The sequence below is a fragment of the Arthrobacter sp. 05T444 genome, assembly GCF_056395905.1.
This window is the reverse complement of sequence record NZ_JBFTKK010000027.1, coordinates 33,893-51,780: the sequence shown is the minus strand read 5'-3', so window position 1 is coordinate 51,780 and position 17,888 is coordinate 33,893. Positions and strand designations below refer to the sequence as shown.

Genomic DNA, 17,888 nt, shown 5'->3' with positions numbered 1-17,888 from the left:
CATGTTCGTGGACAGCGGCTGGCCGGTGATGGGGAAGTTCTCCACGGCCCGGAGCGTGTGCACACCCCAGTACGCGGCGGCCGGAACGTCCCGGTCGCCCAGGAGATCATGCTCGGAACGGACGTCCGGAGCGGTATTGGTGATGGTCACTTGCAATCCTTAGAAGGCGTCGTTGGCTGGGGAAATTGCGGGAGCTGTGGAGTGAAAATCGGCGGCCTGAAGCAGACCCACGGGCCGGCCGCCGCCCAGCACTGCGCTGGTCGCGATGCCCGCCAGCGGTGACGTGTCGACGTCGAGCGCTTCCAGTGCGCGGACGGTGACAGGCATGCGGGCGCGGTCGCCGCCGTCGGAAATCTTGACTGCAATGCCGCGGCCGTCCGGCAGTCCCACGAGCTGGACGCCCTCAAAACCGTCCTTGGCCAGGAGCCCCGGCACGAGGCGCATGAGCTCGGTGACGTCCCGGCCTTCGCCTGCCACCATCTCCGGGTAGTGCCGCATGGCATGCGCGACGGCGGCTTCCGGGCTCTCGGGGGCGGACGCACCGTCCGGCAGTTCTGCGGACGCGAGACGGCCGAAGGCGCGCGCCATGCCGGCGAGGGTCAGGGCGAACAGCGGCGTGCCGCAGCCGTCCGTGCTGATCCCGGACGGTTCTTCGCCGGTCAGCTCCGTCACGGTTTCCGCCACGATCTTCTGCAGCGGGTGCCCGGGGTCGAGGTAACCCTCCACCGGCCAGCCGTTGATGACGCACGTGGCCGCCATGGCGGCGTGCTTGCCCGAGCAGTTCTGGGCGATCTGGGTGGCCTGGCCGCCCTCGCGGAGCCACTCCTCGCGTTCGCCCACGCCGTACGGGAGGTCGGTGGTGTTTTCCAGCGCGGCGGCCGTGAGCCCGTGGAGCTGCAGGATCCGGCTGGTGCCGTCGCGGTGCCTGGCGCCGCCGGAGTGGCTTGCGGCGGCAAGGGCCAGAAGATCGCCGGGGAGATCAAGCCCGGCGCGGACCATGGCCACTGCCTGCAGCGGCTTGAGCGAGGACCGCGGGTAGAAAGCCGCCAGCGGGTCACCGGCGGAAAGAAGGGTCCTGCCGCCAGGCGCGGTGGCGATGAGCGAGCCGTAATGGATGCTTTCGACAAGTCCGTCGCGGGTCTGGAAGGCCAGCGGTTCGTGCCGGGGCAGCCTTTTAGACGCATGGGGCGCGGTTGCCCAGGGGGCAGCTGCGGCGGGCGCGGGAATCTGGGGGCTTGCCGGCATGGCAGGGGAGGGCATGGAGTCCTTGGGCTGTTGGATTGTTGCTGGCGGTTACTGGTTGAGGATGGAGTCGAGGGCCTCGCCGACGGCGCGGAGGTGCTCGCTCATGGCGGCGCTGGCGTCTGAGGCGGAGCCGGCTTCGATGGCGTCGAGGATGCGCTGGTGCTCTTCGTTGGAGGCGTGCTGGCGGTCGGTCACCAGGTTCAGGGTTTCGGACTGGTGGGCCAGGGCATCGCGGATGTCGGCCACCACGCTTTCGAAGACCTTGTTGCCGCTGGCTCGGGCGATGGCGGCGTGGTAGCCGGAATCGAGCGCCACCCAGGCTTCGGGATCGGTCTCCACGGCCATGGAGGTGACCATGGCGCGGAGGATGTCGAGGTCTTCGGCTGTCCTCCGTTCGGCGGCGAGGCCCGCGGCGGGGACTTCGATATGCGGCCGGGCCTCGGTGAGGTCGCGGGCGGAGAACTGGCCGAGGACGAGGTCGTTGGCTACGTGGTCGGCCACGACAAACGTGCCCCGGCCTGTGCGCGTCATGGTCAGGCCGAGGGCGGTGCAGGAGCGGAGGGCCTCACGGATCACCGATCGGCTCACGCCGTACTGCTGGGCCAGGGCCGCCTCGGAGTTGAGCTTGGCGCCCACGCCCACCCTGCCGCCCTCGATGTCGCCGCGGATGGCGTTGAAGACAGCCTCGGCGGCGCTGAGGCGGGCAAGGGGGGAGGTGTTTCCTCCGCTTTGCTGTCCGGCTGTCCGGCTGTCTGACAGGTTCACGCTTAAAAATATGGCACGGGTCACACCGGACTGTCAACTGTGAATTGGGCGGCTGCCGCCGGCCGCCTGGATTACGAAGCCGGAAGCTCGAGGCTCAGCACCGTTCCGCTGGGGCCGGTTTCCTTCACGGTCACGTCGCCGCCGTGGCGCATGGCCGCGTCCTTGACCAGTGCCAGCCCGATTCCGTAGCTATGCCGCGCCGCCTCATGGTCTGCCGGCCTCCCGCGCGCAAACCGTTCGAACACTCGGTCCGGTTCGATGTCCGTGATGCCCGGGCCGGTGTCCCGGACGCTGATCCTGATCATGCGGCCGGTGGCAGTCACGACCACGCTGATACGGCCCGAATCGGGGGTGTGGGAAATGGCGTTCTCCACCAGTGCGGTGACCATCCTCCGCAGCAAATGCGGCGGAATGCGCACGCCTGCCGGGCCGGCTGCTGAGCAGGCCAGCTCAATGCCCGCGGCGCCGGCGAGGAGCTGGAGGTCGTCCGTCACTGCCGCAACGACCGTGGCCGCGTCCACGGGCTCGGTGGCCTCGATGGAGGCGGGCGCGGACAACAGCAGCAGGTCGTCCACCAGTTCGGCGAGACCGGCGCTGTCCTCGCGGAGTCGGGCAAGCGTGGTCGCCGCGGGGCTGTCCGGACCGGCCTTGCGCTGGGCAAGCTGCAGCCGTGCGTCCAGGATGGCCAGCGGCGTGCGCAGTTCGTGGCTTGCATCCTGGACGAAGCGCCGTTGCACCGCAAGGGCTTCGCCGAGCGGCCTCACGGCGCTCCTCGCGCTGACCAGTCCGGCGGCTGCCGCAAGCACCACGCCCAGGACGCCGCCAAAGATCAGCGCCAGCAGTCCGTCGGCTTCGTCGATGTAGATCCTGCCGGCGCCGGCAGGGTGTTGGGCGAGCTCGGCCGGCTGTGACCGGTAGACCGCGAACAGCACGAGCGCCAGGATGACGACGGCGACGCACGCCGCGCACACGAGCGCGATCTGCGTGCTGACCTTGCGGGCAGCCGTGCGCAGGATAAGCCGGTCGGCATCGGACGGGTTCATGACGGCTCTCCCAGCTGGTAGCCCGTGCCGTGGACCGTGCGGACGATGTCCCGGCCTGCCTTCCGGCGGAGGTAATGGACGTAAGTGTCGACGGCGCCGGGCTGGTCACCTTCCGTGAACACCTTGCCGAGGAGCTCGGTGCGGGAGAAGACCCGCTCCGGTTCGGTGGCCAGCACTTCGAGCAGCGACCCCTCCCTGGGGGAAAGGGACACGCGGTCGCCGTAAGGCGAGAGCAGGAGCCGGGCATCGGCGTCGTACGTCCAGTCGCCGAGCGGCAGGGACCGCAGCGGAGCCTCGTAGGTGCGGGTCAGGGCGCGGAGGCGGGCGGCGAGCTCTGCGGCGTCGAACGGCTTGACCAGGTAGTCATTGGCCCCGGCGTCCAGCCCGTCCACCTTGTCCTGCACGGTGCCCAGGGCGGTGAGGATCAGCACCGGAGTGCTGACGCCCTTGCCGCGCAGCGCTGCGACGAGCGCGGCGCCGTCGAGCAGCGGGAGTCCGCGGTCCACCACCAGGGCGTCCCACTCCTGCGTCAGGCCGAGGTGCAGGCCCTCCTGCCCGTCCCGTGCGAGGGTCACGTTGAAATCGTCACCGATGAGCTCGGCGATGAGGGGGCCGAGCTGCCGGTCATCCTCGACCAGCAGCACGCGCTTCTTTCGGTTGGCGTCCATTACGCACCATTCTGCCAACACGGGGGATTGTGCCAACAGGATGCGGCGGCCCGCGCGGAGGCGGTGCTCACGCGCTCGCTGCGGGAACGGGGCCCAGCCGGGCCAGGAGGGGTATGCGGGACAGGACCGCCAGCCCGTAAGTGTTCCACAGCCCCGTGATAAACGACGCCCCGGTCAGGGCTGACAGGAACGACGCCGCCACGTCAGTTGGGTAGTGGACGCCCAGATAGATGCGGGACAGGGCCACCGCGACGGCCACGAGGGCTCCGCCGACCAGGGCTGGCCACTGCCAGCGGGTGCCGCGGGCCAGGAGGAACACGGCGATCGCGAGGGCCGCGGCCAAGGCGGTGTGCCCGCTGGGGAAGCTGTCGGTGCCGGGCTCGGGCGTCAGGGGATCGAAGAGGGCGGCGGAATCCGGCCGATGCCGGGCGACAACCAGCTTGAACAGTTCGCTGCTGACCCACGCGGCGGACGCCACCAGCCCGGTGGCCACCGCGTTCACCGGGCTCCGGCGGGCGAAGAGCAGGAACAGGCACAGCGCGGCGATCATCAGCACGCCGCCGACCGGGCTGAACACGACGTTGAAGAACAGGGCGATCGCGGTCAGCGGGGGCGAGTGGCCGTGGCTGAGTTCGGCATCCACGGACAGGTCGGCAGCGGTAAGGGCGGGGACGGAGCCGAGTGTCAGCCCTGCGGCCACGATCAGGGCAGCAAAGACCAGCGGCAGCACGATCCAGTGGCGGAGCTGTGGCAGCGTTGCCATGCGGGTGCGGTCCGGCGTACTGTCTGTTGCCGGCTCTGTCCTGGTCACAGGCTGTCCCTTTCGTTTTCGGCATGCGTGGTGCTGTGCCTGATTCAAGTGTGGGAGCGGGCTGCCAAGAAATCTCTAAGAAATAGAATGGGTCCGAATTCTGTGTGGATTCCCCTTCGGCACGTTCGTGCCGAAATACCGTTGCCCGAGCCCCAAAAAGCGTTTTACACTGAATCTGAGCAAATTTCGGCACGTTCGTTCCTATTAAGAGGGTATTTGTGGCCACATCCTTCCCCGATCACCTTGCCGGTGAAGTCCGCGCGCGCAGGGCCGTCCTGCGGCTCAGCCAGCAGGACCTTGCGGACATGGCGGGAGTCTCCGAGCGGTTTGTCCGGTTCGTCGAGCAGGGCAAGCCGAGCGTCCAGCTGGACTCGCTGATGGCCGTCCTGGAGACACTGGGCCTGGAGCTTCGGCTCGCCACACGGTCGAGGGAGGCGGCACGCGCCCTCGCGAGCCAGCCGGCGTCGGACGGCGCCTCTGGAGCAGCTGAACCTGAAAGCAGCGCCCGGCCATGAGGCACCGCGTGGCGGACATCTACAAGCGGGGCATCCTGGCCGCGCGCCTGGAACGGCACGAGGGCGGCACAAGGTTCGCCTATCTGCCGGCGTACCTGCAGGCGGGCGGTCCCGCCGTCGCCAGTTCCCTGCCGCTCTCCGCGGAGCCGGTGCTGTCCGCGGCAGGCGCCGCCCCGCCCTATTTCACCGGGCTGCTGCCGGAGGGGCGCCGGCTCAACGCGCTGCGCCGGTCCATCAAGACCAGCGCGGACGATGACCTGTCGCTGCTCATCGCCGCGGGCGGTAACCCGGTGGGCGACGTGCAGATCGTGGGGCACGGGGAGACTCTGGACCCCGAGGAACATGCCGTCGAGGTGGACCCGCGGAAGCCGGTGGACTTCGACGAGCTGCTCGGCGATTCCGGGCTGATCGATCCCGTGGCGCTCGCGGGCGTGCAGGACAAACTGTCTGCCGGGATGATTTCGATGCCCGTGGCCAGCGCCGGCCGGCGGTTCATCCTCAAGCTCAATGCGCCCGAGTTCCCGCACGTGGTGGAGAACGAGTTCATCATGTTCCGCTACGCGGCCAAGCTGCGGATTCCGTTGAGCCGCGTGCAGCTGATGCGCGATGTCGCAGGCCGCCCGGGCCTGCTTGTGGAGCGATTCGACCGGGTGCCGCTGGCGGAACGGCCCGGAGCGGCAGGTGCATCGGACGCGGTGCAGCGCCTCGCCGTCGAGGACGGTGCCCAGGTGCTCAAGCTGTACCCGGCGGACAAGTACAACGTGGGGTTCGGGACGGTCTGCCATGCCTTGGCGGAATACTGCGCGGCGCCGCTGCCGGCGCTGCGGAACCTGGCTATCCAGGTCGCGTTTGCGTGGCTGAGCGGCAACGGCGACCTGCACGCCAAGAATGTGTCCATGGTGCAGCAGCCGTCAGGGGAGTGGTCCGTCGCGCCGGTGTACGACATCCCCTCCACCGTCGTCTACGGCGACAAGACACTCGCCCTGACGCTCGCCGGCAAGCGCAGCGGCATCTCCCGGAAGCATTTCCTAAGCTGGGCCGCGGCCCTGGGGCTGACGGAGCGTGCGTCGGTCCAGGTGGTGGACCTGACGCTGAAAGCAGCGGGCCCGCTGCTCGCAGACCTGGAGGCGGGCACTGCGTTCGCGACAACGCACGACGGCGGCGGCTCGCCTTTTCCGGACATGGTCACCCGGGCGTGGGTGAAGGAGCTGAAGCACCGGCGGAGGCTGCTGGAAGGGTGAGCCGGCGCCGGAGGATATGTTCCGTGAACCCTTTCCCGGGCAGCGGGCAATACAGAGTGTGAGTACAGACAGCGACATCATCAGGCGGTCCCGCGACAGCCCCGCAGCGTTTGGGGAGCTGTACGACAGACACGCCTCAGTCATCTACCGGTACGCGGCCAGGCGGGCGGGGGACTTCGCGGCCGACGACGTCACGTCCGAGACCTTCCTGGTCGCCTTCGAGCGGCTGGACACCTTCGACCACGGGCGGGACGACGCCAGGCCCTGGCTGTTCGGCATCGCCACCAATCTGCTGCGGCGGCACCACCGGGCCGAGGCGCGCACCCTGAAGACCCTGGCCAGGTCCGCTCCCCGGGAGGGAGTGGATGACAGTTCGGACCGGATCGCGGCGCAGGTTGACGCCACCGTAGCGACGGCCCGGATCGCCGGCACGCTGAAATCCATGGCAGCCATAGACCGGGAAACCCTGCTGCTCTACGCCTGGGCCGACCTGACATACGAAGGAATCTCCCAGGCGATGGACGTGCCGGTGGGCACCGTGAGGTCCCGTCTGAACCGCGCCCGCAAAACACTGCGGGACACGCTGGGCCTGGAACGACTTGAAGATACGGAGAACGATCATGGACGATTTGCAGCTGCTCCGCGCAATGCGTAGCGATGTTGGCTCGGCACCCCAGGCCACACTTGCCCGGGGCCGGAATACCCTCATGGCCAAAATCGGAGCGCCGGATGCCCGGGCCACCACCAGCGGGGTGAGGCCGCGGAGGATTGTCCGCCGGGCGGTCTTGGCCTCCGCGGCCGCCGCGCTGCTCGTCGGGGCCATGGTCGCCGCCGACGTCATCATTCCCGGGGCGCACAAAGGCGCCACCGCCGAGGCCGCCGAAGTCCTCAGCAGGGCTGCCACGGCCACGATCAAGACCTCCGACCCGGTGGTGAAACCGGGGCAGTACCTGAAGATCGATACCAACGCCGTTTACGGCACAACCCAAGCGTTTGCAGACGGGAGCCAGTTGTCCTGGCTGGAAAGGACAGGAGGCCAGGTTTACGTCCCAGCGGACCGCACCGGCGTATGGGTGTGGACCCGGGAAGACCGGGTCCCGGGGACTTTCTTCAGCGACGCAGCCAAGAAGGCGGCGGCCAAGATGCAGGAATCAGTTTCCGGCTCCAAGGGGGCCGGGGCCGAAACCCTGCGCGCCCCGGGCGGTGCTTTCTACGGCGGAGAACAGACAGTGATCAACGGCATGCGGCTGGATGAAGCCGCCAAGCTTCCCCGCGATCCCAAAGCGCTCCTGGACCTGATCTACTCCCGCACCAAGGGCGCAGGGGTTTCACCGGAAGCCGAGGCATTGGTGACCATTGCGGATACCCTGCGTACGGGCATCATTCCTGCGGACCTGCGGGCGTCTCTCTACAAGGCTGCGGCTCTCGTCCCCGGCGTCACGATGGTGGACCGCCAAGCCACCCTCGACGGAAAAACCGGCGTCGCCATTGGCATTGTAGGACCGGACGGCAGAAGCAGGCGAGACATCATCATCGATCCGGCCACCGGTCTAATGATCGGAGAACGGGACGTCCTGCTCAAGGCCACCCCAGACTTTCCTGCCGGGACCGCCACGTCGTGGACGTCCGTTCGGACCACAGTGGTCAACGCGGCACCTTAAACGCCTACGGCCGTAGACTCCTACGACGGGAAAATGGGCGCTGGGATATCCCTCCCGGCGCCCATTGGCCTGTAATTTGTCGGATGTGGCGGAACTACAGGTGCTGGATGCCCGCCCGCTGCATGGCGTCCTTGTAGATGTCCACGCTCTTGGTGAGGAGCTCCTCCTGCTTGGCCTCGGAAACAGCAAAGGCCCGCCCGCCGAGCGCGCTGGCCTTGTAGATTTTGATGCCGTTGTTCTTCAGTGAGGAGTGGTAGGTCTTCTCGAAGAGGGTCAGGAAGGTCGAGGCGTCGGTGCCGTGGGCGATGACGGCCGAGACGCGTTTATTGATTTTCAGGAACTGGCGGAAGGGGCGCAGGCCGTCCGTTTTCTCCTGGACATTCAGGGCCGACGGAAGGTCAGGATCCCGAACCCAGGGGTAGGCGTTCCACGGCATGACGTAGCGAGGGTCGAGTTCCGCGAGCTCGTAGATCTGGGTGGCCCGGCGGGCGGCTTCATCGTCGTTGAAGTGGGACACGAATCCGGACTCGGTGCCCTTGCCCGGGCTGACGTGGAGGCTGACGATGCGGCACTCGTCCTCGTCATGGATGGGGTCAATGTAGGGGACGGTGGATCCCGGCTTCTTTTCCATGAGTTCGTCGCACAGCTGCGTTACCGCCGCAATGTTCGGTTCCTGTAGCAGGGCCTTTTTTTCGTCCCAGTCAATCGTCACGATCTCTCCCTCAGCAGCAAGGCGTCCAGAATCAGGCGTCTTGTTCCACTGTACGCTTTTGCCGGTTTGGGTGCGCGGGGGAGTTCACAGTCGTGGCTGCGGACCGGCGTCTTCCGGCTGTTCAGTCCTCGAAATGGGCGGATGGGTGGTGCTACCTGGGCATTGGATCTTTCTCCGGCGCCGGCACAGGTTCATCATGAAGGATGAAAGCCAGCGCGACCGCCCTCCTCGGCGCGAGGGGCGAGCCTGGTGCCCATGAACTTGAGATGATCGCCGTGACCAGGACCAGTTCGGCATCCCCGGACCGCCGGTCGCTTCTGAAATTGATAGGGATCGGAGCCGCTGGAATTGCGGGGACCCCGCTTCTGTCCGCCTGCACTGCCGCAGCCAGGCCCGCCGGCGAGCCCGGCGACCCGAGCACGCCGGCGTCGTTGCTCCCTGCGCCGGAACCACAGGTCAAGCCGCTGCTCAACCCGCAGAAGGTCAGCGATGCACTGGCCAAGCTCGACGGGATGGTCCAAAGCGCCATGGCGAGCACTGGGGTTCCCGGGATCGCCGTGGCGGTGGTCTACCGGGACCAGTCCGTGTACGCCAAGGGTTTCGGCGTGCGGGCGGCGGGGAAGACGGAGCAGGTCGACGCCGACACGGTCTTCCAGCTGGCGTCGGTGTCCAAACCGCTTGCCTCCACAGTGGCGGCCGGAGCCGACGGGTCCTATATCCTCAGCCACCTCGACCAGCAGCCGCTGGACTCATTCCGGGCCAGCTACAACTACAGCAACTTCGGCTACACCGCGGGCGCAATCCGGGACCTTGCCCGCTGGCCCCGTCTGCAGCTCGCCAACGGCAGCTATGAGGGAAAGCAGATCATCGAGCCGGAGGCCCTTGGCGTCACCCACGTTCCACACGCCGTCTCAGGGCTGCCCGCCACGCCGGGAGCCCGCACACGCTTTTACGGCCTCGGCTGGAATGTCTCCTACGACGACCATGCCCGGCTCCTGTTGGGGCACTCCGGAGCCTTCAACCTTGGAGCAGCGACCGCCGTCTCCATGCTTCCGGGTGAGCAGCTTGGCATCGTGGTCCTCACCAACGGACGTCCCCAGGGAATCCCGGAAGCCATCAGCGCGGGCTTCTTGGACGCGGCTCAGAACGGTGCGCCGACCGTCGACTGGCTTGGTTTTACCGCCCGGGCGTTCCGGCAGATCGATGAGGCGGAGAAGCCGAAGACGGACTACTCCAAGGCACCAGAGCACACCCAACCAGCGCGGACCAGCACTTTCTACACCGGCAGCTACGCCAATTCCTACTACGGGGCACTGGCTGTCGCCGAGGATGGCCGCGGACTTGCCCTGAAAATGGGCCCGGCTGCCAAGGCCACAACGTTCAGGCTCACCCACTTCGACGGCGATACGTTCAGCTTTGAATCCATTGGAGAGAATGGCAACGGCCTGGCAGGCGCAATCTTCACCGAAGGGGCGGGCGGCACGGCAGCCAGCGTCAGGCTCGACTTCTACGACCAGACGGGGCTCGGCACCTTCACCCGCGAGTGAGGGCCGGAGTACTTTCGTAAGCTTCAAGGGAATGACCGCCCCGATCCAAGGAACCCATTGCCTATCTCCAAACAAACGCTGAAGGACGACGGGTTCACCGGATTCCGGCTTGTCAGGGACCTCGAAATCAACCGGATTCCGCAGCGGCCCGGGATCTTCGCAGTGCTCCGCCCCGAGGGCTTCGAGCCGCGGTTCCTGGCCAAGAGCACCGCCGGGGTGTTCAAGAAGAAGGACCCGTCGCTCCGGGCGGAAGCGCTCCACGCCGAATGGGTCGAGGACGCGGACGTTATTTACCTGGGTAAGGCCGGCCCCGGAAGCAAGGGAAACCGCGGCCTCCGCAGGCAGATCCAGGAGTTCGTGGACTTCGGAAAGGGCAAGCCGCCCGGGCACTGGGACGGTCGACTGATTTGGCAGCTCGCCGACTCCCGGACCCTGCTCATCGCGTGGAAGGAGCTGGCCGCAGAGGAGGTGAACCTCGCCGAAGCCAGGTACCACGGCGAATTCCGCGAACACTTCGGCAGGCTCCCCTTCGCCAACCTCGTCCAGGCCCGGGCCAAAGGGGTCTAAACGCCGGAGCCGCGGTGCGTAAACCTGCCCGCCACCAGTGTCGCAGCGACCGGCATCCCGGCGAACACCTCGTCCGGCACGGACAGCGGATCGGCGTCGAGCACAGCGATGTCCGCAGGGTCCCCTACCCGGATCAGGCCGCGTCCCCGGGTCGAAGCCATGAGCGCTTCCCGCCGAGTGAGACCCTGCTCCGGATGCCACGGTCCGCGCCCGTCCACACGCGACCGGGTGGTCGCGGCCGACATCGCTACCCACGGATCAAGTACAGCCACCGGCGCATCGGAGCCGAGTGCCAGCACCGCGCCGGCCTCGAGCAGGGACCGCAGCGGGAAGGCCCGGTCGGTGCGCCCGCTCCAGTTGGCCTCGGCGGCGTCCCGGTCGTCCAGGGCATGCGCGGGCTGGACGCTGGCGGTCAGGCCCAGCTCGCCAAAGCGGGCAAAGTCCTCGTGCCGCACAAACTGGGCATGCTCAATCCGGCCCGGGATCCCGGCAGCGGCGAAAGCATCCAGTGCCACCTGGTTTGCGCCGTCGCCAATCGCATGGACGGCCGGAACGAACCCGGACTCCCGGGCCGTGACCAGCAGCGCCAGCAGCTCCGCTTCGCTGACGGTCAGCATCCCGTGGCCGCCGTGCGGATACGGGTCCACGCAGTACGCGGTGCGCGTGTTCAGGGATCCGTCTATGAGCACCTTCAGCGGGCCGACGCGCAAAAGGCCTGCCCCGCCGTCGGGCTCCTGCCCGGTCCGCATGCCCGCGGCGACCGCCCGGGCCAGGTCATCCGGATAGACGCCCGCGTCGATCCTGAACGAGTCGAAGCCGCCTGCCACCCGGCGCAGCCAGACGTCGCGGTTCCAGGTCATCTCGAAGTCGACCACGCCCACGATTCCCCGTGCGGCGGCCTCCCGAGAAGCAGTCCGGACCCACGAATCAACAACCTCATCAGGCAAACGTCCCAGCTCGCGGGTCAGGGCGAACGCAGCGTCCTCGCGTAGCAGGCCGCCGGCATCCACCTCAACGCCGTATCTCGAAGCCGCGGCTGAGTTCAGCCACACGCAGTGGAGGTCGTGGCTGATCAGTGCCGTCGGCACCCGGTGAGTGACGTCGTCGAGCATTTCACGGCTGGGGACGTCCTTCCACACCGCATCGCGGAACCCGACCCCCACCACAGTCAGGCTCCGGTCGGCGTCCGCCAACCGGGCGCGCACCACCCCCGCGGCCTCCCGCGCCGACGCCGCCAGGGAAAGATCGATCCGGTTGGCCGCCAGGGCCCACTGCGTCATGTGCACGTGCTCGTCCCACAGCCCTGGAATGACGTGCCGGCCATCGAGGTCAATCACGGGGACATCGGCGGGCGGCCGCTCGCCCGCAGGGCTGAGCCGGGTGACCGCGCCGTCTGAGATGTGGATGTTCAACAGTGCAGGGTCCCCCGGCTGCCTGACGGAAGCCAGAATGATGTCAGGCAGTGGGTGTCCCTCTTGGTCGAAGAGCATAGGAAACAGGTTATGGGCCGAATGCCCGGGCAACAATCCGGGCAGGACCTCCTGCCCGCGACTTTAGCCCTCTTCACAGCGCACGCCTGAAGGTGCATTCTGGACGTGACGCGGTTCTGACAAAGAAGTCCGGGGGAGGATCCGTGGTCGCTGGCGTCACCGGGTCTCACCACGTGTTGGGGAATGGCACCGTGAACCCGCCGTTTCCCGCAGGAGCAGGAAACGGGGAGGCCGCGGCCGCATGAAGAAGCAGATTGACCCTGGACAGATTCGTCAGCCACCGCCGCTGCCCGCCGGACTCACGCTCCCCGCCGGAGAGGCGTGACCGCGGTGGACAGAACCTCCACCCAGCACCGGCTTAAAGTCCACGTCCACATCGACGCCAACATGGAATCGGCGCGCATCGACGTGCGTGGCACGCTGACGGCCGCGAACCTGAGGGCACTATATGTGGTGGCCCGCCGGACAAGCGCTCTCCTGCCCGGCCGGGAGATCGTCATAGACCTGACCCATGCGCGCGCTGCGTCGGATGCCGTCACGGCCCTTCACGATCCAGCCCAGCTCAACCGCCTGGCGGCCGCTGCCGGAAGTTCAGGGCTGCTTTGCCCTTTGCGCATCCTGGATCCACCGCCGGCAGCAAAGAGCCGGGAGAGAGTATGAAGGCGCACATTGTCTACGACTCCGCCTACGGCAACACGAAGGAGGTCGCCACGACGATCGCGGCATCACTGGATCCGCTTCCTGCCGAGGCCGTGCCGGTAGGTGACTTCAACCCCGGTGACCTGGCTCTGGGCGACCTCCTCGTCGTCGGGAGCCCGATCAACGGCTGGCGTCCGACGCCGAAAATCAACGAGCTGCTGTCAGCGCTCGGCAACGGACAGCTCGACGGCGTTAGGGCCGCCGCGTTCGACACCCGCATCCGGCTCTTCATCCACGGCGACGCGGCCCGGAAGATCACGGAAACGCTCCGGGCAGACGGTGCCCACATCATTGCCAAGCCGATGCCCTTCTACGTCCGCGGCAGCGAGGGACCGCTGCGCCCCGGAGAACTTGAGAAGGCCACCGCCTGGGCAAAGGAACTCCTCGCGGCTTTGCACCCGTAGTGCGCCGTAGGCCACTCATCAGGAAAGGAACGCGGCCATGAAACCAAGCCGCATCGTGATGCTCGTCCTGGGCACGCTCTCGGCGCTTCTGGGCCTGGGGCTGCTCGCCGGCGCAGCGGGAGTCGGATGGCTCAACTTCCAGCAGCGCGACGAGGGCTACTTCACCTCGTCAACGGAGCGCTTCGAGGCCAGCTCCAACGCCATCACATCCGTCGGGCTGGACATCATGGCGGGCCAACGTCTCCCCGATGTCATCCCGTCTGACAGCGCCGGCAGCATCCTCATCCGCGGCGCGTCAGGCACAGCCGGCAAGGAAATCTTTATCGGCATCGCCCCGGAGCCGGACATGGAGCGGTATCTGGAGGGGGTCAAACGGTCGGAAATCCGGGACCTTGAAACAAGGCCCTTCAGGGTTGCTTACCGTGAAATTCCGGGCGCGCGCACCCCTGCACGCCCCAGTGTCCAGACCTTCTGGACGGCTTCTGCCACTGGCGCCGGCACCCAGGAACTCAGGTGGGACCTTCGCCCCGGCAGCTGGGCAATCGTGGTGATGAATGCAGACGCCAGCGCGCCCATCGCCGCCGAACTGCAGGGCGGCATCCGTTCGGACCTGCTGTGGCCCTTGTTCGTGGGACTGCTGATCTCCGGCATCGTGCTCCTGGCCGTCGGCGTCCCGCTGATCGTCGCCGGTGCCATGGGTCTCGGACGGCACGGCCCGCCGCCGCAATATCCGACGGCGGGACCGCACGCCGCTGGACCCGGCGGCACCGCTCCACTCGCCAATGCAGCCGCTGGCCCCCAGTATGGTGCCGGTCCCCCGTATGGGGCCGGCACTCCGTACGGCGGAGGCGTCCCGGGCAGCGGGGCGGCCGTACCACCGCCGCCACCCGCCGTCGGGCTGTTTTCGAACGCACCATACCCGGCCCGCCTGAGCGGGCACCTCGATCCGGGGCTGTCGCGCTGGATGTGGCTGGTCAAGTGGTTCCTTGCGATTCCGCACCTCATCGTGCTGTTCTTCCTCTGGTTCGCCCTGGTCATCACCACCATCGTGGCGTGGTTCGCCATCCTGTTCACCGCCCGCTACCCGCGTTCGCTGTTCAACTTCAACGTAGGCGTGCTGCGCTGGAGCTGGCGGGTGTCTTTCTACGCCTTCTCCGCGATCGGCACGGACCGCTACCCGCCCTTCACCTTGGCCCGCACGGACTATCCGGCCGACTTCGACGTCGACTATCCGGAACACCTCTCCCGCGGCCTGGTCCTGGTGAAGTCATGGCTGCTGGCCATCCCGCACCTGCTGATCGTGGGCGTGCTGGCGGGCAACTCCCGCACCTGGGCGGCGTCCGACGACGACTTTGCAGGTGGTGCCGCCCGCTACTCGTCTGGCGGCGGAGTCGCTCTGATATCGCTCCTGGCCTTCATCGCCGGCGTCATCCTGCTGTTCACCGGGAGCTACCTCGGGAGTCTGTTTGACCTGTTGCTCGGCCTGAACCGCTGGGTGTACCGGGTGGCCGCCTATGTGGCACTCATGCGGGACGAGTATCCGCCGTTCCGCCTCGACATGGGTCCGGCCGATTTCTACGGAACCCAACCCGGCAATCCCCCGAGAGGTGAACCATGAAACTGACTGTCAACACGTTCCTGAGCCTGGATGGAGTCATGCAGGGCCCGGGCGGAAAGGAAGAGGACGCCAGCGGCGGATTCGAACTTGGCGGCTGGCTTGTCCCGCACGCGGACGAGGACATGGGCAGGATCGTGGACGGCTGGTTCGCCGAGGCCGACGCCATCCTCTTGGGCCGCACCACATACCAGCTGTTCCAACCCTATTGGGAACAGGTCTCGGACCCGGATAACGCAGTGGCGGCCGCGCTCAACGGCCTGCCCAAGTACGTGGTCTCAAACACCCTCAGCGAAGCCACATGGAACAACACCACGATTCTGTCCGGCAACATTCTCGAGGCCATCGACGACCTCAAATCCAGCCCCGGTCGTGAACTTCAGGTGCACGGCAGCCACGTTTTGGCCCGAGCCCTGCACAACGCCGGTCTGGTGGACGAGTACCGGCTCTTCGTGTTCCCGGTGGTGCTGGGGCAGGGCAAGCGCCTGTTCGACACCGGCTCCGCGCCGTCGGCCTTTACCCTGGCCGGGCACAAAGCGACGGCTGCCGGCGCCGTCCACCTGACCCTGCTGCCCACGGCGTTCGGCGCCGGAGAGTTGGACGTGGGGGAGTTCGAGGTGCGGGACGGGCGGGAGCGCGTCCGGGACTGAGCCGCCGCCTCGCCGAAATAGAGCAACGCGGGGTCAGATACGGCCCAATATCGACGACCGATTGGGCGTTATGTGACCCCGCGTTGCATTTAGCCGCCGGAACCCTTGAGGCGCTCCATCTCGCGGCGGTCCTTCTTGGTGGGCCGCCCGGTTCCGCGGTCACGCTGTGGGAGGCCGAGAGCCGGGGCCGCGGGCCGCGGGGGCGTGTGGTCGGTGAAGCAGTGCGAGGCCGCCTCCGCGCCGACGCGCTTGGCGATGAGCCGGCGCACCTCAAGGATGCGCTCATATCCCGGCTGGCGGACGCGGACGGTGTCGCCCGGGACCAGCGAATGCGACGCCTTGGCCGGGTTTCCGTTGAGCCGGACGTGTCCGGCGCGGCATGCAGCAGTGGCCGCGGAGCGTGTCTTGTAGGCACGGATGGCCCACAGCCAGGCATCAATGCGGACCGTGGCGGGTGCTGAAGGAAGGCTGCTCATGACTGCTGCCGAGTATAGCGGCCCCCATTCCGACCCTCTGCAGCCCGGCCGCCGAATAACATGACGGGTGATCTATCAAAAGGGCACGCCCGGCGGGAACTACTGGGAGTGACCACCCTCCCGCTGCGCCGCGTCACCGCGGTCGCGAAGAAGCTGGCGCAGCTCGTGGAGGATCTCCAGCTGCTGGTTGTTGATGGCCGTCAGCCGCTCGATCTCGGCTTCGGCCTGCACATCGGTGTCGTAGTCGTGCTGGGCCATAACCGCCGCGATGGCATCCTGGCGTTTGGCGGCGATGAGCAGGATGGCGCCCTGCAGCCCGGCGAGCATGGAAAGGAACAGGTTCAGCAGGATGTACGGGTAGGGATCCCACGCCTTGGACGCAAGGACGAGGGAATTCACCAATGCCCAGGCAATCATGAACCCGATGAAGCCGCCCACAAACGGCCAGCTGCCCATGCCGTTCCGCATGACGTCGGCCGCGCGTTGCCCCCGGCTTAACTGGGCCTTATGCTCTTCGTGCCACGTTGTTGGTTGCTTGCTCATGTGCCCAGAGTACGGGCGGAGCGGAGTGCCAGCGTCCCGGCTACTCCACCCTGACCTTTACCCGCTGGACCACGTTGTTGCCCATGCCCTGGTAGTTCCAGTGCTGCTCGAGCGGCTGGACGGCGCCGGTTGCGTCCGTGGCCCGGCAGGCCAGCTCATGCTCGCCGGGATCGGCGACCCACGGGAAGCTCCAGCCGCGCCATGCAAAAGCGCCGGCGGCCTTCTCCAGCTGCGCGGGCGCCCACTTGCCGTCGATACCGACGTCCACACCCGTCACGGCGCCTTCACCGGACCAGGCCCGGCCGCGCAGCATCACCGGGCCGCGGGAAAGGATGCGCCGGCGTGTATAGAAGTCCGGAATGCCCGGCGGAAGCATCAGCGAACGGATCCTGATCCGCGAAACCGGCGCGCCGGCGTCGTCCGCGGTGTGCTGGTAGCGGTACGCGACCGACTGCTGGAAGCCGTGGAACGGCACGGTCACCACCTGGATGGACTGCAGCCACTTGACGCTCGTCATGCCGTACCAACCGGGAACCACCAGCCGCAGCGGATAGCCGTGCTGCGGCGGGAGCTCGCTGCCGTTCATCTTGTAGGCAAGCACGACGTCGGCCCGGAGCGCCTCCGCGATCGGCAGGCTCCGCGCGTACTGCTGCCGGACGCCGCCCTGGATTCCCTCGTCCAACCCGGTGAACACGATCTCAACGGCTTCGGGCTCCACGCGGGCCTGCGCCAGCAGGTAAGCCAGCGGAACCCCCGTCCACACCGCGGTGCCCACTGCTTCGAGCGTCCACGGCTGGCTCAGCGGCCTCGGTTTCAGGAGTGAGCGCCCGTTGCCGGCACACTCCAGCGTCACAGGGACGCTGATGGCCGGGTCCTTCTTCAGTGCGGCCAGGCTCAGTTCCAGCGACCGCTCCACGGCGCCGCCGATCCGCAAATGCCAGGACCCGGCGTCGATGTGCGGGATATCGAAATGCGTCAGAACATAATGCAGTCCGGGCGGCGTGATGTCCTCCCGGAGCGCCTCCAGCGGCATTGAGTGGTTTCGCACCGCGAGCTGCAGTTCCTCTGCGGTGAGCGGACCATAGGTGGGTTCCCCAGCATGCGGAGCCGGCCGGGCGGACTGACGGCGTCTGTAGATCAGCTTGGACATGGCATTGCGATTCTGCTCGGTTCTGCGGACGGGCGTCCCCCCACTTCACAGGTTTACGCCGCGCCCCCAGGACCGTCAATCCCGGG

At 67.4% G+C, this 17,888-nt stretch carries 20 protein-coding genes and 1 pseudogene; 10 read left to right on the top strand and 11 right to left on the bottom strand.

The window, feature by feature from the left end; all coding sequences use genetic code 11:
* From aspA to AC1DD3_RS19725, 6 genes and pseudogenes are all read right to left on the bottom strand, one after another.
* Positions 1 to 150, bottom strand: a pseudogene (aspA, locus tag AC1DD3_RS19750) (aspartate ammonia-lyase); the annotation flags it as partial.
* Positions 151 to 159: 9 nt separating this feature from the next.
* Positions 160 to 1,260 (bottom strand): asparaginase, encoded by a 1,101-nt coding sequence (locus tag AC1DD3_RS19745; RefSeq protein WP_476882345.1) that lies wholly within the window; start codon positions 1,258 to 1,260, stop codon positions 160 to 162.
* A gap of 33 nt (positions 1,261 to 1,293) precedes the next feature.
* Positions 1,294 to 2,010 carry a FadR/GntR family transcriptional regulator gene (locus tag AC1DD3_RS19740; RefSeq protein ID WP_230120323.1) on the bottom strand — a complete coding sequence of 239 codons (717 nt, stop codon included), beginning with the start codon at positions 2,008 to 2,010 and terminating at the stop codon, positions 1,294 to 1,296.
* A gap of 71 nt (positions 2,011 to 2,081) precedes the next feature.
* Positions 2,082 to 3,053, bottom strand: coding sequence for a sensor histidine kinase (locus AC1DD3_RS19735; protein WP_476882344.1), 972 nt, complete (start codon positions 3,051 to 3,053; stop codon positions 2,082 to 2,084).
* Positions 3,050 to 3,721 carry a response regulator transcription factor gene (locus AC1DD3_RS19730; RefSeq protein WP_476882343.1) on the bottom strand — a complete coding sequence of 224 codons (672 nt, stop codon included), beginning with the start codon at positions 3,719 to 3,721 and terminating at the stop codon, positions 3,050 to 3,052. Before AC1DD3_RS19730 ends, AC1DD3_RS19735 begins: the two co-directional genes overlap by 4 nt.
* A 67-nt stretch (positions 3,722 to 3,788) precedes the next feature.
* Positions 3,789 to 4,532 (bottom strand): phosphatase PAP2 family protein, encoded by a 744-nt coding sequence (locus AC1DD3_RS19725; protein WP_230120319.1) that lies wholly within the window; start codon positions 4,530 to 4,532, stop codon positions 3,789 to 3,791.
* Between the two features lie 218 nt (positions 4,533 to 4,750).
* Between AC1DD3_RS19725 and AC1DD3_RS19720 the strand changes: the two genes are divergently transcribed.
* The 4 genes from AC1DD3_RS19720 to AC1DD3_RS19705 are packed head-to-tail and all read left to right on the top strand — an operon-like array spanning position 4,751 to position 7,949.
* Positions 4,751 to 5,047: a helix-turn-helix transcriptional regulator gene (locus AC1DD3_RS19720; RefSeq protein WP_230120315.1), complete on the top strand. Its 297-nt coding sequence runs from the start codon at positions 4,751 to 4,753 to the stop codon at positions 5,045 to 5,047.
* Positions 5,044 to 6,288 (top strand): type II toxin-antitoxin system HipA family toxin, encoded by a 1,245-nt coding sequence (locus tag AC1DD3_RS19715; protein WP_476882342.1) that lies wholly within the window; start codon positions 5,044 to 5,046, stop codon positions 6,286 to 6,288. Before AC1DD3_RS19720 ends, AC1DD3_RS19715 begins: the two co-directional genes overlap by 4 nt.
* Positions 6,289 to 6,346: 58 nt before the next feature.
* A complete protein-coding gene (locus AC1DD3_RS19710) occupies positions 6,347 to 6,943 on the top strand; it encodes an RNA polymerase sigma factor (RefSeq protein ID WP_230120311.1) in 597 nt (198 codons plus the stop codon).
* Complete coding sequence (locus AC1DD3_RS19705) at positions 6,909 to 7,949, top strand: CU044_5270 family protein (RefSeq protein WP_476882341.1); 1,041 nt, start codon at positions 6,909 to 6,911, stop codon at positions 7,947 to 7,949. The genes AC1DD3_RS19710 and AC1DD3_RS19705 overlap by 35 nt, the downstream gene beginning before the upstream one ends.
* A gap of 94 nt (positions 7,950 to 8,043) precedes the next feature.
* On the opposite strand, the gene AC1DD3_RS19700 is transcribed toward AC1DD3_RS19705, so the two are convergent.
* A complete protein-coding gene (locus tag AC1DD3_RS19700) occupies positions 8,044 to 8,661 on the bottom strand; it encodes a uracil-DNA glycosylase family protein (RefSeq protein ID WP_230120308.1) in 618 nt (205 codons plus the stop codon).
* 203 nt (positions 8,662 to 8,864) lie between these two features.
* Between AC1DD3_RS19700 and AC1DD3_RS19695 the strand changes: the two genes are divergently transcribed.
* Together AC1DD3_RS19695 and AC1DD3_RS19690 are read left to right on the top strand one after the other, a co-directional pair.
* Complete coding sequence (locus AC1DD3_RS19695) at positions 8,865 to 10,208, top strand: serine hydrolase (RefSeq protein WP_476882340.1); 1,344 nt, start codon at positions 8,865 to 8,867, stop codon at positions 10,206 to 10,208.
* A gap of 57 nt (positions 10,209 to 10,265) precedes the next feature.
* Positions 10,266 to 10,775 (top strand): hypothetical protein, encoded by a 510-nt coding sequence (locus AC1DD3_RS19690; protein WP_476882339.1) that lies wholly within the window; start codon positions 10,266 to 10,268, stop codon positions 10,773 to 10,775.
* Here AC1DD3_RS19690 and AC1DD3_RS19685 read toward each other — a convergent pair.
* Positions 10,772 to 12,265 carry an amidohydrolase gene (locus AC1DD3_RS19685; RefSeq protein WP_476882338.1) on the bottom strand — a complete coding sequence of 498 codons (1,494 nt, stop codon included), beginning with the start codon at positions 12,263 to 12,265 and terminating at the stop codon, positions 10,772 to 10,774. The genes AC1DD3_RS19690 and AC1DD3_RS19685 overlap by 4 nt on opposite strands.
* A 330-nt stretch (positions 12,266 to 12,595) precedes the next feature.
* Between AC1DD3_RS19685 and AC1DD3_RS19680 the strand changes: the two genes are divergently transcribed.
* From AC1DD3_RS19680 to AC1DD3_RS19665, 4 genes are read left to right on the top strand one after another with little or no spacing between them, the layout of a single operon-like run.
* On the top strand, positions 12,596 to 12,925 hold the full coding sequence (locus tag AC1DD3_RS19680; RefSeq protein ID WP_476882337.1) for a hypothetical protein: 330 nt from the start codon (positions 12,596 to 12,598) through the stop codon (positions 12,923 to 12,925).
* The gene (locus tag AC1DD3_RS19675; protein ID WP_476882336.1) at positions 12,922 to 13,368 is read left to right on the top strand and encodes a flavodoxin family protein; all 447 of its coding nucleotides are present in this window, start codon (positions 12,922 to 12,924) and stop codon (positions 13,366 to 13,368) included. Before AC1DD3_RS19680 ends, AC1DD3_RS19675 begins: the two co-directional genes overlap by 4 nt.
* Positions 13,369 to 13,405: 37 nt before the next feature.
* Positions 13,406 to 14,986 carry a DUF4389 domain-containing protein gene (locus AC1DD3_RS19670; RefSeq protein ID WP_476882335.1) on the top strand — a complete coding sequence of 527 codons (1,581 nt, stop codon included), beginning with the start codon at positions 13,406 to 13,408 and terminating at the stop codon, positions 14,984 to 14,986.
* The gene (locus tag AC1DD3_RS19665) at positions 14,983 to 15,633 is read left to right on the top strand and encodes a dihydrofolate reductase family protein (protein WP_230120294.1); all 651 of its coding nucleotides are present in this window, start codon (positions 14,983 to 14,985) and stop codon (positions 15,631 to 15,633) included. Before AC1DD3_RS19670 ends, AC1DD3_RS19665 begins: the two co-directional genes overlap by 4 nt.
* Positions 15,634 to 15,722: 89 nt before the next feature.
* On the opposite strand, the gene AC1DD3_RS19660 is transcribed toward AC1DD3_RS19665, so the two are convergent.
* From AC1DD3_RS19660 to AC1DD3_RS19650, 3 genes are all read right to left on the bottom strand, one after another.
* Positions 15,723 to 16,109 carry an RNA-binding S4 domain-containing protein gene (locus tag AC1DD3_RS19660; RefSeq protein WP_230120293.1) on the bottom strand — a complete coding sequence of 129 codons (387 nt, stop codon included), beginning with the start codon at positions 16,107 to 16,109 and terminating at the stop codon, positions 15,723 to 15,725.
* 99 nt (positions 16,110 to 16,208) lie between these two features.
* Positions 16,209 to 16,652: a DUF1003 domain-containing protein gene (locus tag AC1DD3_RS19655; RefSeq protein ID WP_230120292.1), complete on the bottom strand. Its 444-nt coding sequence runs from the start codon at positions 16,650 to 16,652 to the stop codon at positions 16,209 to 16,211.
* Between the two features lie 40 nt (positions 16,653 to 16,692).
* Positions 16,693 to 17,802 (bottom strand): sulfite oxidase, encoded by a 1,110-nt coding sequence (locus AC1DD3_RS19650; protein WP_230120291.1) that lies wholly within the window; start codon positions 17,800 to 17,802, stop codon positions 16,693 to 16,695.
* Between the last annotated feature and the right edge of the window lie 86 nt (positions 17,803 to 17,888).

What these genes read in the sequence shown, in the direction of transcription:
- AC1DD3_RS19745 (WP_476882345.1), bottom strand. Translation starts at nt 1,260, where the DNA reads ATGCCCTCCCCTGCCATGCCGGCAAGCCCCCAGATTCCCGCGCCCGCC.
- AC1DD3_RS19735 (WP_476882344.1), bottom strand. Translation starts at nt 3,053, where the DNA reads ATGAACCCGTCCGATGCCGACCGGCTTATCCTGCGCACGGCTGCCCGC.
- AC1DD3_RS19730 (WP_476882343.1), bottom strand. Translation starts at nt 3,721, where the DNA reads ATGGACGCCAACCGAAAGAAGCGCGTGCTGCTGGTCGAGGATGACCGG.
- AC1DD3_RS19715 (WP_476882342.1), top strand. Translation starts at nt 5,044, where the DNA reads ATGAGGCACCGCGTGGCGGACATCTACAAGCGGGGCATCCTGGCCGCG.
- AC1DD3_RS19705 (WP_476882341.1), top strand. Translation starts at nt 6,909, where the DNA reads ATGGACGATTTGCAGCTGCTCCGCGCAATGCGTAGCGATGTTGGCTCG.
- AC1DD3_RS19695 (WP_476882340.1), top strand. Translation starts at nt 8,865, where the DNA reads ATGAAAGCCAGCGCGACCGCCCTCCTCGGCGCGAGGGGCGAGCCTGGT.
- AC1DD3_RS19685 (WP_476882338.1), bottom strand. Translation starts at nt 12,265, where the DNA reads ATGCTCTTCGACCAAGAGGGACACCCACTGCCTGACATCATTCTGGCT.
- AC1DD3_RS19675 (WP_476882336.1), top strand. Translation starts at nt 12,922, where the DNA reads ATGAAGGCGCACATTGTCTACGACTCCGCCTACGGCAACACGAAGGAG.
- AC1DD3_RS19670 (WP_476882335.1), top strand. Translation starts at nt 13,406, where the DNA reads ATGAAACCAAGCCGCATCGTGATGCTCGTCCTGGGCACGCTCTCGGCG.
- AC1DD3_RS19665 (WP_230120294.1), top strand. Translation starts at nt 14,983, where the DNA reads ATGAAACTGACTGTCAACACGTTCCTGAGCCTGGATGGAGTCATGCAG.
- AC1DD3_RS19660 (WP_230120293.1), bottom strand. Translation starts at nt 16,109, where the DNA reads ATGAGCAGCCTTCCTTCAGCACCCGCCACGGTCCGCATTGATGCCTGG.
- AC1DD3_RS19655 (WP_230120292.1), bottom strand. Translation starts at nt 16,652, where the DNA reads ATGAGCAAGCAACCAACAACGTGGCACGAAGAGCATAAGGCCCAGTTA.
- AC1DD3_RS19650 (WP_230120291.1), bottom strand. Translation starts at nt 17,802, where the DNA reads ATGTCCAAGCTGATCTACAGACGCCGTCAGTCCGCCCGGCCGGCTCCG.